14 protein-coding genes are annotated in these 11,092 nt (G+C 69.7%); 4 read left to right on the top strand and 10 right to left on the bottom strand.

Going from position 1 to position 11,092, the window contains the following annotated elements:
- Nucleotides 1–60: 60 nt before the first annotated feature.
- Nucleotides 61–678: a DUF47 family protein gene (locus tag VGL20_08610; GenBank protein ID HEY2703737.1), complete on the bottom strand. Its 618-nt coding sequence runs from the start codon at nucleotides 676–678 to the stop codon at nucleotides 61–63.
- Nucleotides 679–798: 120 nt separating this feature from the next.
- Between VGL20_08610 and phoU the strand changes: the two genes are divergently transcribed.
- Nucleotides 799–1,473: a phosphate signaling complex protein PhoU gene (gene phoU / locus VGL20_08605; GenBank protein ID HEY2703736.1), complete on the top strand. Its 675-nt coding sequence runs from the start codon at nucleotides 799–801 to the stop codon at nucleotides 1,471–1,473.
- Here phoU and VGL20_08600 read toward each other — a convergent pair.
- From VGL20_08600 to VGL20_08590, 3 genes are all read right to left on the bottom strand, one after another.
- Nucleotides 1,470–1,796, bottom strand: a complete 327-nt coding sequence (locus VGL20_08600; GenBank protein HEY2703735.1) for an FKBP-type peptidyl-prolyl cis-trans isomerase — start codon at nucleotides 1,794–1,796, stop codon at nucleotides 1,470–1,472. The two genes, phoU and VGL20_08600, sit on opposite strands and share 4 nt — an antisense overlap.
- Before the next feature lie 63 nt (nucleotides 1,797–1,859).
- The gene (locus tag VGL20_08595; GenBank protein HEY2703734.1) at nucleotides 1,860–2,261 is read right to left on the bottom strand and encodes a nitroreductase family deazaflavin-dependent oxidoreductase; all 402 of its coding nucleotides are present in this window, start codon (nucleotides 2,259–2,261) and stop codon (nucleotides 1,860–1,862) included.
- Between the two features lie 125 nt (nucleotides 2,262–2,386).
- Complete coding sequence (locus VGL20_08590; protein ID HEY2703733.1) at nucleotides 2,387–2,842, bottom strand: nitroreductase family deazaflavin-dependent oxidoreductase; 456 nt, start codon at nucleotides 2,840–2,842, stop codon at nucleotides 2,387–2,389.
- 124 nt (nucleotides 2,843–2,966) lie between these two features.
- On the opposite strand from VGL20_08590, the gene VGL20_08585 reads away from it, so the two are divergent.
- Complete coding sequence (locus VGL20_08585) at nucleotides 2,967–3,581, top strand: TetR/AcrR family transcriptional regulator (GenBank protein ID HEY2703732.1); 615 nt, start codon at nucleotides 2,967–2,969, stop codon at nucleotides 3,579–3,581.
- Between the two features lie 34 nt (nucleotides 3,582–3,615).
- Here VGL20_08585 and VGL20_08580 read toward each other — a convergent pair whose 3' ends face one another.
- Genes VGL20_08580 through VGL20_08560 form a run of 5 tightly spaced genes read right to left on the bottom strand, consistent with a single transcriptional unit; the run spans nucleotide 3,616 to nucleotide 7,797 of the window.
- On the bottom strand, nucleotides 3,616–4,008 hold the full coding sequence (locus VGL20_08580; GenBank protein ID HEY2703731.1) for a tautomerase family protein: 393 nt from the start codon (nucleotides 4,006–4,008) through the stop codon (nucleotides 3,616–3,618).
- 59 nt (nucleotides 4,009–4,067) lie between these two features.
- Nucleotides 4,068–5,393, bottom strand: coding sequence for a Fic family protein (locus VGL20_08575; protein HEY2703730.1), 1,326 nt, complete (start codon nucleotides 5,391–5,393; stop codon nucleotides 4,068–4,070).
- A 12-nt stretch (nucleotides 5,394–5,405) separates the two neighbouring features.
- A complete protein-coding gene (locus VGL20_08570) occupies nucleotides 5,406–5,864 on the bottom strand; it encodes a VOC family protein (protein HEY2703729.1) in 459 nt (152 codons plus the stop codon).
- On the bottom strand, nucleotides 5,861–6,298 hold the full coding sequence (locus VGL20_08565; GenBank protein ID HEY2703728.1) for a VOC family protein: 438 nt from the start codon (nucleotides 6,296–6,298) through the stop codon (nucleotides 5,861–5,863). Before VGL20_08565 ends, VGL20_08570 begins: the two co-directional genes overlap by 4 nt.
- The gene (locus tag VGL20_08560; GenBank protein HEY2703727.1) at nucleotides 6,256–7,797 is read right to left on the bottom strand and encodes an FAD-dependent monooxygenase; all 1,542 of its coding nucleotides are present in this window, start codon (nucleotides 7,795–7,797) and stop codon (nucleotides 6,256–6,258) included. The genes VGL20_08565 and VGL20_08560 overlap by 43 nt, the downstream gene beginning before the upstream one ends.
- A gap of 21 nt (nucleotides 7,798–7,818) precedes the next feature.
- Between VGL20_08560 and VGL20_08555 the strand changes: the two genes are divergently transcribed.
- Together VGL20_08555 and VGL20_08550 are read left to right on the top strand one after the other, a co-directional pair.
- Nucleotides 7,819–8,610: a helix-turn-helix domain-containing protein gene (locus VGL20_08555; GenBank protein HEY2703726.1), complete on the top strand. Its 792-nt coding sequence runs from the start codon at nucleotides 7,819–7,821 to the stop codon at nucleotides 8,608–8,610.
- An 82-nt stretch (nucleotides 8,611–8,692) separates the two neighbouring features.
- A complete protein-coding gene (locus VGL20_08550; protein HEY2703725.1) occupies nucleotides 8,693–9,556 on the top strand; it encodes an aminoglycoside phosphotransferase family protein in 864 nt (287 codons plus the stop codon).
- 263 nt (nucleotides 9,557–9,819) lie between these two features.
- Here the strand turns inward: VGL20_08550 and VGL20_08545 are convergent, their stop codons facing one another.
- A complete protein-coding gene (locus VGL20_08545) occupies nucleotides 9,820–10,509 on the bottom strand; it encodes a Crp/Fnr family transcriptional regulator (GenBank protein ID HEY2703724.1) in 690 nt (229 codons plus the stop codon).
- Nucleotides 10,510–11,092 lie beyond the last annotated feature (583 nt).

The raw sequence follows: 11,092 nt of genomic DNA, 5'->3' as shown, positions 1-11,092 counted from the left end.
TTGGTGAAGTCGAAGCCGAGCGCCACCGCCACCGTGAGCCAGAGGAGGGCGGTGGTGCCGTCAGGCATTCTTGATGGTGATGCTCTCGATGACGTTGGCCACGTCCTCGCAGCGGTCCAGCGCGGTCTCGAGGAGGGCGTACAGGTCCTTGAGCTTGACCACCTCGAGCACCTCGAAGCTGCCGTCGAAGAGCTGGGCGATCGCCTCCCTGGACACGCTGTCGCCGAGGTTCTCCAGGCGGTGGATCTCGATCCAGTGCGGCTCCAGATGCTTGAGCTTCTCCAGCTTGGCGATCGCCTGGCGCACCTCGCCTGCGGCCTCGAGGACCAGCCGGCCGAGCTCGCCGGCCGCCGGGGGGATGGTGGCGATCCGGTAGAGGGTGATCGTCGTCGCCACCTCGTCCACGTAGTCGAGGATGTCGTCGAGGCCGGAGCTCAGCGCGTAGATGTCCTCGCGGTCGAAGGGGGTGACGAAGGTCCGGTTCAGGGTGCGCACGATCTCGTGGGTCAGCTCGTCGCCCCGGTGCTCCCAGTCCTTGATCTCGGCGTGGTGGGCGGCGGCGTCGCCCCCGTTGACGAGCACCTTGAGGAGGATCTCCGCGGCGGCGACGATGCAGGCGGCCTGCTGCTCGAAGAGATCGTGGAAACGCCGCTCACGCGGCACCAGCGGCAGACGCACGGCGGGTTCCTCCTCCCCTCACTCCCAGGCCACCCGCTGCGATCGTGCACAAGATGCGGGCCGATTCGTATTGTGAAATGGTTAAGAGATGCTTAAGTCCACGCTCCGAGAGTTCGGCGCATGACCCCGACGCCGTCCCATCCCCACCGCCCCGTCCTCGACGACGAGCTCGGGCGGCTGCGCGCCGGAGTGGTCCGGATGGGCGAGCTGGTCGACCGGGGGATCTGCCAGGCGATGGCAGGCCTGGCACGGCGCGACATCGACCGCTGCACCGCGGTGATCGCGGAGGACGCCCGCATCAACGCCCTCCACCTCGACGCCCGCGAGCTGTCCTTCGCGATCCTGCTGACCCAGGCCCCACTGGCCTGCGACCTCCGCGAGACCATGGGCCTGCTCCACATGGCATCCGAGCTCGAGCGCATGGGCGACCACTGCGTCAGCATCGCCAAGCTCGCCCGCGAGGTGGCGCACCAGCCGGAGGTCACCACTGGCGTGGACCTCTCCGCGATCGGGCGCTCGTGCAGTGAGCAGGTGCGGGGGGTGCTCGGCGCCATGATCGCGCGCAGCGCCGCCCAGGCCCGCCGCGTCGCCGCCGGTGACGACGCCATCGACCGAGCCTATCGCCGCGCCTTCGACCTGCTCGTCCAGACCATCGCCGCGGATCGGGGGAGCGTCTACGCCGGCACGCAGCTCCTCCTCATCGCCCACCACCTCGAGCGCATCGCCGATCGGGTGACCAACATCGCCGAGGATCTCGTCTTCCTCGAGACCGGGGTCATCGAGGAGCTGGGTTAGCTGACCTCGAGCAGCTCGACCTCGAAGTGGAGCGTGGCCCGCGGGGGGATCACCGGCGGGGCGCCCGCGTCGCCGTAGCCGAGCTCGGACGGGATCACCAGCCTGCGCACCCCACCGACGCGCATCCCGGCGACGCCCTGGTCCCACCCCTGGATCACCCGACCCCGGCCCAGGGGGAAGGAGAACGGCGTCCCGCGATCACGGGAGGCGTCGAACCTGGTGCCGTCGTCCAGCGTGCCCACGTAGTGAACCGTCACGGTCTGACCGGCGCGGGCCTCCGCCCCGGTCCCGACGGTGACGTCCTCGGTCGTCAGATCAGCCATCGTGTGCTCCCAGTTCGCCATGCGCGAGCCGCCGAGTATGACCGGCCGGGCCGTCACCCGCGATCAGGCGCGCTCCAGGATCACCACCGGGATCTCCCGTTCGGTCTTCTTCTGGTAGTCGTCGTACGCCGGCCACTCGCCGGTCATCGTCCGCCAGAGGCCCGGCTTCTCCTCCGGGGTCGCGGTGCGGGCGCGCGCGGTGAAGCGGTCGCCGAGCACCTGGACCTGCACCTCGGGATCGGCCTCCAGGTTCAGGTACCACGCCGGCGGCTCCGGGGCCCCGCCCTTGGAGGCGACGACGAGGTAGTCGTCTCCGTGCCGGCCGTAGATCAGGGCGTTGTGACGCTCCGTGCCCGACCGCCGTCCGGTGGTGGTGAGGATGAGGGTCTTCGTCCCCTGCCACTCGTGTCCCACCTCTCCGTCGGTCTCGACATAGCGCTGCACGTGCTCCTGGCCGAACAACATCCCGGCTCTCCCTGTTCCACGAGTTCTTCGCTCTCCCCAGAGTAGCCGGGAGGACCGGAGGGGGAAGGGGCGGCGGCTCTCGTCGTGGACGAGCTCCGGCCGTGCCAGGTGCTCCCCGTGCGCCGTCACACCGCGTCGGTCACGCGGAACACGGCGATCCGGGCGGCGGCGGCGGCGAACGCCGCGGGGTCGCCGGGCGGATCGACGAGCCCGGTCTCCACGAACTGACGGCGCAGGCGGGCCGGCGCCATCGAGCCCATGTGTCGCAGCAGGGGCCGGCGGTCCTCGACGGGGACCTCGACGAGCGACACCCGCCGCGGCTTCCGGCCGCGGCCGAGGAGGGCCCAGCCGGCGGCGCGCACGTTGGCGACCCACTGGGCGTCGGGAATGGCCTGGGGCAGGTAGCGCCCGCCCTCGAACTCGAAGGTCGCGACCGGGGTGGTCCGCGGCACCCCGCTGCGCCGTCCGGTCACGGTCAGCAGGCACATCGGGCCGATCGGCACACCGAGCCTCAGCAGGGGAGTGACGATCCGGCTGGTGCGGCGCACCAGGGCGGGAAGCGGCGGTCGGTCGATGGCCATGAGGATCCTCTCCTTCGTCCCGATCCGTCCCGCCGGCTTGACAGGCGTCCGTCCGGCGTGGGATCGTTAGTAAGCATTCACTAACCTAGGTTAGTGATCACTCACCACCCTGTCAAGGGGTTCGATGGCACTCCCCAGCACCCGAGAGCGCATCCTCGACGCCGCGGCGCACGTCATGGGCACGCGAGGTCTGGCGGCCACCACCACCAAGGAGATCGCACGAGCCGCGGGGTTCTCCGAGGCGGCGCTCTACAAGCACTTTCGCGACAAGGAGGAGCTCTTCCTCTGCCTGCTGAGCGAACGCCTGCCTCCGCTCATGTCGCTCCTGGACGAGCTGCCGGGGCGGGCGGGACGGGGCACGGTCACGGCGAACCTCGAGCAGGTCGCGCGCGCCGCCGTGGACTTCTACGAGGAGGTGGTGCCCATCGGCGCCGCCCTCTTCTCCGATCCGGAGCTGCTGGCGCACCACCGGGAGAGGCTTCGCGAGAGCGGGATGGGCCCGCAGCGACCGTTCGACGTGGTGTCCGCATATCTGAGGGCCGAGCAGCGGCTCGGCCGTCTGTCGCGGAGCGCGAAGCCGTCGGTGGCCGCCGCCCTGCTGATCGGGGCCTGCTTCCAGCGGGCGTTCCTGCGGAGCTTTCTGGGTGAGCAGGCCGGCGCCGACGCCGACCAGGTGTTCGCGCGGGACGCCGTCCGAACGCTGCTGCGGAGCCTGTCCCCGGAGCAGGCGTCCGACTGACGCCGGTCAGCGCGGGCCATCGCACGGTGGGGGGTCAGGTCTCGATCGTCGCCCTGTCCTCCGAGGCCTCGCCGAGCAGGGCGCCCCTCTCCATGACCTGGTACCCGGGCACCTCGTGGATGAACAGGGCCAACTCGCCGATCGGCTCGCCGGCCACCGAGCTCCACGCCTCGGCCAGTCCCAGGAGGAGCCTGCGCTTCACCTCCTCGCTCCGGCCCTGGCGGATGGTGCCGACCATCCGACCGGCCTCCACGGCCTCGCCGGCGACGAAGAGGCTGCCCTCGGGCACCTCCACGAACGAACAGTTCACGTAGTGGGCCGGGGCTCCGGTGACCTCGGTGTGGATCCTGGTCACGGCCGAGGCGATCTCGGCCTTACGTGCGGCGCTCGGACCGCCGGCGAGAACGGTGAACTGGTAGAAGGGCATCACATCGTCTCCCTGGCTCGATGACGCCTGCATTCTGTCGTTCCGGGACGCGTCCGTGATCAGAGCCGGGCGCCCGGGTGCTCCTGTTCCGCCTCCCCGCTGCCCGGAGTCTCCTCCGCCCCGGTCGTGCGAGGACGCCTCAGGCGCTCGCGTGAGCGAAACGTCGGTGACGGGGAGGGGCGGCGGCCGGTCACGTGATCGATCGCCTCGTCGGGTGTCGCCATGTGCCACTCGAAGCCGTCGAGGAGACCCACCACGTCGGCAGCGACCCAGCGGCGAGAACGCCTGGCCTGCTCGCGTACCGGCCGGAGCACCCCCGCGCTCGCCAGGCGCGCGACAGCCTGGTTGGCGGCGGGGAAGGACACGCCGAGGATCTCGGCGGCGGTGGCGACATCCAGGATCGGGACACCGGGCAGCTGCTGGATGAGCCGGCGGGCAGAGGAGCCCTGGCGGGGCCGGCCGGCTCGCTCCAGCCACTCGTTCTCGAGCTCATCCAGCGCGTCGAACAGGCGGACGGCTCCGTCCACCGCCGACCGCGTGGCCGAGCCGAAGAGGGAGCACCAGGCCTCGATGTCGCCCCGTCGAAAGTCGGTCAGACCCTCGACGTAGGCGCGGCCGTTGGTCGCCAGCACCACGCTGATCGGGGGTACGTAGTGTTCGACGACGCCTCGCCGGCGGAGCAGCGCGTGGATGAGGCATCGCCCCACCCGGCCGTTCCCGTCGGCGAAGGGATGGATCGTCTCGAACTGAGCGTGAGCGATCGCGGCCTGCACCAGCGGCGGGATGTCGTCCCGGTTGCAGTAGGCGACAAGGTCCTCCAACAGCGGCGGCACCTCGTCCTCCGGAGGCGGGATGAACTCCGCCGTACGTGGGGTCGCACCACCGATCCAGTTCTGCTCGGTGCGAAGGCGGCCGGCGATCCCCGGTTCGTCGCCGTGGATCAGCACGTGATGGATCTCCAGGACGTCGCCGACGGTGAGAGCGGCGGCGGTGGCGCCGAACTCGATCGCACGGGTCAGAGCAAGGACGTTGGCGGCCACCGAGCGCTCGACACCTCCCGAGTGCTCGGGATCGAACAGCGCCTCGGCGAGCCGTCGATTCCCGACCTGCAGCCCCTCGATCCGCGACGAGCTGATGCTCTCCGAGCGGAGCAGCAGCCGGGAGAGCGCCTCGAGCGAGGCCAGGTGGCGCGAGCTGTGGTTGAGCTCCCTGACCCGCCGCTCCGTCGTGGAGAGCGCCTCCGCAAGGTCGAGCGGGAGCGTCCACCTCAGGTCGACCAGGCGATCCGGGACGAATGCCTCGTATCCGAATGGGCCTCGGTCCGCTCGCGGCAGCAGTCTGTCGAGCTCGGTCGGCGACCACCGACGGGCCACGAGGCGGGGCATCCGGCCGGCTCCCTAACCTTGATCAACAACCGTGCTTATTATAGTTTCCTGATCAAGCTTTGGTAATGGCGGGTTTACGGCTGAGCTCTCCTCTCCGGCGGGCAGGTCGGCGATGTGGCTCGCCACGTTGATGACCGCACCGCTGGGCTCGCGGACGAAGAACCGGCGGATGCCCCAGGGCTCGTCCGTGAGCGGATGGACGATCTCCAGGTCGCGGCGTCGCGCGTCAGCGTACGCCGCGTCGACATCGCGAACCTCGAGGGACATGGTGAGCTGCCGAGCTGCAGGGTCGAGTGCGGTTGGGCTCCGCCAGACGACGATCACCTGCGTCGTTGCCACGCTTGGCGAGGAGAACATCAGGAACCCGTCCTCCTCCATCACCACGTCGAAGCCGAGGAACTCCTCGTAGAAGCGGCGCGTCGCCACTGGATCGTCCGTGACGATGACTGGCATCGCGCGGCGGATGCTCACTCCGCGATCTCGGGAGCGTAGGGGTCGTACGAGCCAAAACTCCAGATGTTGCCCTCCGAGTCGGCGACCGAGAAGCCGCTGCCCCCGTACTCCTCCCGGCGGAGCTCGCGCAGGACCCTTGCTCCGGCCTTTCGGGCGCGCTCGAACCGGGCGGAGAGCTCCTCGTCATCGACGATGACGTAGACCGATGCGTTGCCGGCGCTCCGGTCGAGTTCGGGGACCTCGCCGCCGCTGGAGCCGAGCATGATCTGGGCGCCAGGGGCGAGCTCGACCTGGGCATGCACGACGGCGCGGTCGCCGTCGCCGGCGACGACCAGGTGGCGGGTGGCGCCGAAGGCCTCGACCAGGAAGTCGATGGTGGCGCGTGCGTCGCGGCACCGCAGGGTGGGGATCACCGCCTGGGTGCGGGTCGGCCGGACCGCTTGCTTGGGCATGGGGTACAGCCTCCTGGGTGCTGGGGGTTGTTCTGGGGTGCCGAGGAGGGTTGGGTGCAGAGAGCAGCAAGACCCCTGCGTGGCCAGTCGGTTCCCTCGTATGTCGGCCACCGGCAAATCTCGTGCCCGTCCGGCCGTACAAGAAGCGCGCCACCTGGTGCAAGCCCCAGCGCCTCCGTCGACATCATGTCGAGCACGCGCACAGTCACCGGACATGTGGTTGCGCCCGCGGGATCCGTCCAGCGGGCTTCCGCCGGCCCGGCCAGCGCTGTCAGCCCATCCCCTATGAGGTCGAGCGTGGACACTGTTCCAGCCGCCTGGCGAACCCAGTGGTGGGCGATGCGGCCGTTGAGATCCCACGGCAGCGCCTGGTCGGTTGCGCGACGCGCGCCACCCGGCTCGCCCGCTCGGCTGACGTTGTGCTGCGCGACGGGACGGCGCTCGGCCTCATAGGAATCGAGCAGGTCCTCCGACACCCAGCCCCGTAGCACCCATGCGAGCTTCCAGGCCAGGTCGAAGGCGTCCTGAATCCCGGTGTTCATGCCAGTGCCGCCTCGTGGTGTCATGCGGTGCGCGGCATCGCCCACCAGAAACCCGCGGCCTCGTCGATATCCATCGGCGAGCTGTGCCGCGAAGGCAAAGCTCGTGACCCGCTCGATTCGTGATGCGAGGCCTGGTTGGCCGGCGGCGCGGGCGATGAGTTGCTGAAGCTCCTCATCGGAGTGGTCGTCGAAGCGTGGCTGCCCGGGCTTCCACTCGCGCGAGAGACTCCATCGATCTCCGAGCCCCCGTGGTGCGAGGACACCAGCCACCCCTGGATCGGTGATGACGTACAACCCGTAGCGGCGCTCGCCCGCGATGGCGGCGAGCGGCCCTTCGAACTCGACCCGGTGGTACTCGGCCAGATCGTCGGGTCCGACGAGTGTCAGGTCGAGATGCTCTCTCACCGCACTCCGTGCTCCGTCGGCCGCGATGACGTAGTCGGCCTCTGCGTCGTAGGTGGCCGCTGACGCCCCATCCCGGACGGTGGCATGCACTGCCCGCCCGTCCTGACGCAGGTCAACGAGCTCGGTCTGAAACCTGACCTGGGCAGTGGGCAGCGTCCTGAGGTACGCGAGCAGGATCGGCTCGTGGTGGTCCTGCGCAACCCACGTCGCCCGGCTGGGGCTCACCGCAGCCGCTTCCTCGGCCGTGGGATAGCCGAGGGGCATCTCCTGTCCCTCCCGTGAGGCGAGACTGGACGTGACCCACGCGCGCGGTTCGACGCCGGTTCCGCCCGCCCTGACCGCCTCCTCGAGACCCCATGCGCGCATGAGCTCCATACCTCGTGTGCTGATCACGAGGTTCCTCGAGAGTCTCGACACGTCGTCTCGCTTCTCGATGAGCAGCACGTCGATGCCGTACCGGGCGAGCGTGATGGCGGCGACCATTCCGGTCGGCCCCGCCCCCACGACCAGGACTCGGGCCCTCGACTTTCCTGGTAGTGGAGTTACGTTCACAAGAGTGATACTATCGCCAATATGCCGACCCCTGTCAAGCGCCCCTACGACAACTCGCGCCGTGCAGCCCACTCACGGCTCACCCGCCGCGAGGTCATCGACGCAGCGACAGCGCTGTTCATCGAGGCGGGGTATCCGGCCACCACGGTCGATGCCATCTCGCGCGCGGCGAGGACGCCCCCCACCACCGTCTATCGTCTGTTCGGCTCGAAGCGGGGGATCCTTGCCGCTGTCGTCGATGCAGCGTTGGGTGGGGACGATGAGCCGATCGCGTTCGTCGACCGACCCCGAGTTCGCGCCGCGCTGTCTGAACCCGATCCGCGCCTATTCCTGGATTCGTTCGCCCGTCACGCGCGCGAGCTGCTCGAACGGTCAGCCGATCTGCAGCACACGCTCGCGACGGCTTCCAGCGTGGACCAGGAAGCCGCGGAGATGCTGACGGAGATTCGGCGTCAGCGGCATGCGGGGCAGTCTCGAATCGCCGCGGGCCTCGCAGCCCGACGCGCATTGTCCCCAGAAGTCGAGGAACGCCATGCCGCTGACATCGTGTACCTGCTGATGTCGCCGGAGGTATATCGGATCCTCACGGCCGAACGGGGCTGGGAGGCCGACACCTATGAGTTGTGGCTGGCACGCAGTTTGCGCCTGCTCCTCCTCGATCGCCAGGAGGCCGAGGCCGCGCTCCCCGACCAGGGGGCTGCTCAGCAGGAGCCGTCGGGCCAGGCTCGAGGTGAGTCGCTCACCGACATGTGTGCCAGCGCACATGCTCAAGATATAGCACCAGGTCGATGTCGCCAGCACCTGCGACGGTGACCAGCGACGAACCTCCGGCGACCGTCGAGCCGATCGCGAGGAGGTCGAAGTCGGCGGTGCTGCGGCTCAGACGGCTGAGGACATGACCGAGCCCGTTCCTGCGGATCTGCTGGAGATCGCCGACGCCCTCGTCCCCGGCGCTCCGCTCGAGGCCGCCCGCCTTGCACAGGGCACGTTCCACTACGTCGTCACGATCCCGGGTGTCGCCGCGGTTCGGATCGCCAAGCGTGCGCCCGCCTCGGAGGCCATGGGCCGAAGGACCGAACGGCTGCGGTTGCTTGCAGCTTCCGGGCTGCCGTTCGCGGTTCCCGAGCCGCTCACGCCGGTGACGATGTTCGGCGAGCGGGCCGCAGTCGCCGTCTCGTGGATCGCCGGTGAGGGGCTCGCCGTGGGCGAAGGGGATCCGTCCGCCATCGGAGGTCTTCTCGAGGCTCTGCGGGTGGTTCCTATCACTCCGGAGCTGCGTGCGGTTCTCAACACACCGCACGAATACTCCGGCGGGCCGCAGTGGGTGGAGCTCATGATCGAAGCGGTCATCCCGCGCTTGCCGGAGAGGTGGCGCGACAATGCCCGGCGGCGCGTCGAGGACGTGCTCGCCCTGGACCCGGTCCCCGACGCACTGGTCCACGGCGACCTCTGCGGTGGAAACGTCCACTGGGGCGCGGACGGCACGGTGATCGGTGTCCTCGACTGGGATGTGGCCCACGCGTTCGACCCGGCGATCGACGCGATGTGGATGGGATGGCACGGCTGGAGGAACGTCCGCGGCGCCGTGGATTCCGAGACGTACCGACGCGCAGGCGTCTGGTATCGGGCGTTCAGCGTCGAGCCGCTCGCCGCGACGTTCCTGGATCGTTACTCGCCGGAACACCCGCTGCATCTCGAGCGATACGTGCGGCACCTCGTCGATTGGCTGGAGGAGTGGGGCGATTGGCAGTTGCCCTAGTCCTGCGCCAGTCCGAAGACGTCTTGTCGGTGAGGCGGTCGAAGTAGTTGTCGTCGGTCGGCGTCCGGACCACGACCATCCGCCAGTACAGCGGCCCGGCCAGCAGGTCGGGCAGGATGCGGCAGACCAGCGGATGCTCCAGCGCCGTGCAGGCGTTGGCCAGGTACTGCCGGACGTCGGCACGCAGGTGGCCGCTGTCCGGCACGTCGATGGCGGCGACGGCGGGGGACGCTAGCACTCCGGCCGTTCCCTGGTCACGGGACTCAGTCCGGGTCCCGCAGCAGCGGGTCCTGTCCCGCCGCGAAACGCGCCATTCCCTGCGGATTGCGGAGGACGACGTGTCTCCGTCGCGTGATCACCAGTCCATGCTCGCGGAACTCGCCGAGAGCCCGGGTGACGACCTCGCGCGCTGTTCCGACGGCGTCGGCCAGGTGCTGGTGGGTGACCGGGGCGATGGTTTCGTCGCCGGGCGTGAGCATCGACATGTCGAGGAGATGGCGGGCGACGCGGATGCTGAGCGGCGCGGACATGCCCTCGATCGCGGTGGTCAGCGCGGCTGCATACCAGCGCTGCGCCCACTCCACCAGCGTCCACGCCGCCTGCGGACGCCGGAGCAGGGTGTCGCGGAGATGGTCGGCGGGCACCAGGGCGACGGTGCTCGTGACCACGGCCTCGGCGGCGATCTTGCCGCTCGAGAGCAGCGCACCGGGGCCGACCAGCCGGCCGTGCCTCGCGTAGCCGATGGTCACGGGGGTGCGGCGCGCGGTCCACATGAAGACCCGGACGAGGCCGTGCACGACGACGGCGACGGAGGGCGGGGACGTGGGCGCGAGGACACGCCTCCGCGGCGGGACCCGGCGGACGCCGGCGCCGGCGAGCAACTCGGCCCAGACCTCGTCCCCCAGGGCGGGCTCGCCGATCCGGAGCCCCTGCAACTCTCCTTCGATGGTCATGCGCTGTCCCGGTGTGCACACGTTGTCCGGCGACCCGGGCCGCCCCCGCGTGACCTGCCGGGTCGCTCTCCGCCGGTCCACTGTCGCAGTCCGCGACTGCAGTGTCATCGCTAATGCGAGTGAGATCGCCGTGGTCATTCGGCAGGACCGTGCTCACCCCTTCGGACCACCTGACAGGGTGAGGGCGCTCACCCGAGCGGGATGGTTGGGATCACGCCGGGGTGTCAACATAGACTGTCGAGATGTTGCGTTCTGGTAGGTTGGTCGGACCAGCGGGTGTGAGTCCCGCCCGGGTAGGTACTGGAGCGCCCGGTAGCAGGCCCCGGTCGGCGGGTGAGAACCCGGCGGCTGAGCGGGGTGCCAAGAGCCTCATCGGAGGGAGCAAAACGTCTGCCGGGTCCCTCCGGGGTACAGGGAGTGGCACGCGCGCACGGCCTGACCGGCAACAGGAGAGATCCGTCTCGGCACCGGCTCAGAAGGCCGTGGGTTGCCAGCCCACGGTGCCCGGTAGGGAGAGTCGAGCGGAAGTCGGAAGAGGCCTTACCGTAGTGATGATGGTGAGGACAGCACAACCTCACCGGAG

This window comes from Candidatus Dormiibacterota bacterium, assembly GCA_036495095.1.
Classification (GTDB): domain Bacteria; phylum Chloroflexota; class Dormibacteria; order Aeolococcales; family Aeolococcaceae; genus CF-96.
Note: the sequence above shows the minus strand (reverse complement) of the source record. Positions and strands in the feature narration are given on the sequence as shown.

Bases quoted from the DNA above. Each gene is read 5' to 3' on its own strand.
- VGL20_08565 (HEY2703728.1), bottom strand. From the start codon at position 6,298: ATGCCCAAGCAAGCGGTCCGGCCGACCCGCACCCAGGCGGTGATCCCC.
- VGL20_08575 (HEY2703730.1), bottom strand. From the start codon at position 5,393: ATGCCCCGCCTCGTGGCCCGTCGGTGGTCGCCGACCGAGCTCGACAGA.
- VGL20_08555 (HEY2703726.1), top strand. From the start codon at position 7,819: ATGCCGACCCCTGTCAAGCGCCCCTACGACAACTCGCGCCGTGCAGCC.
- VGL20_08590 (HEY2703733.1), bottom strand. From the start codon at position 2,842: ATGGCCATCGACCGACCGCCGCTTCCCGCCCTGGTGCGCCGCACCAGC.
- VGL20_08545 (HEY2703724.1), bottom strand. From the start codon at position 10,509: ATGACCATCGAAGGAGAGTTGCAGGGGCTCCGGATCGGCGAGCCCGCC.
- VGL20_08600 (HEY2703735.1), bottom strand. From the start codon at position 1,796: ATGGCTGATCTGACGACCGAGGACGTCACCGTCGGGACCGGGGCGGAG.
- VGL20_08550 (HEY2703725.1), top strand. From the start codon at position 8,693: ATGACCGAGCCCGTTCCTGCGGATCTGCTGGAGATCGCCGACGCCCTC.
- VGL20_08580 (HEY2703731.1), bottom strand. From the start codon at position 4,008: ATGCCCTTCTACCAGTTCACCGTTCTCGCCGGCGGTCCGAGCGCCGCA.
- VGL20_08585 (HEY2703732.1), top strand. From the start codon at position 2,967: ATGGCACTCCCCAGCACCCGAGAGCGCATCCTCGACGCCGCGGCGCAC.
- phoU (HEY2703736.1), top strand. From the start codon at position 799: ATGACCCCGACGCCGTCCCATCCCCACCGCCCCGTCCTCGACGACGAG.
- VGL20_08595 (HEY2703734.1), bottom strand. From the start codon at position 2,261: ATGTTGTTCGGCCAGGAGCACGTGCAGCGCTATGTCGAGACCGACGGA.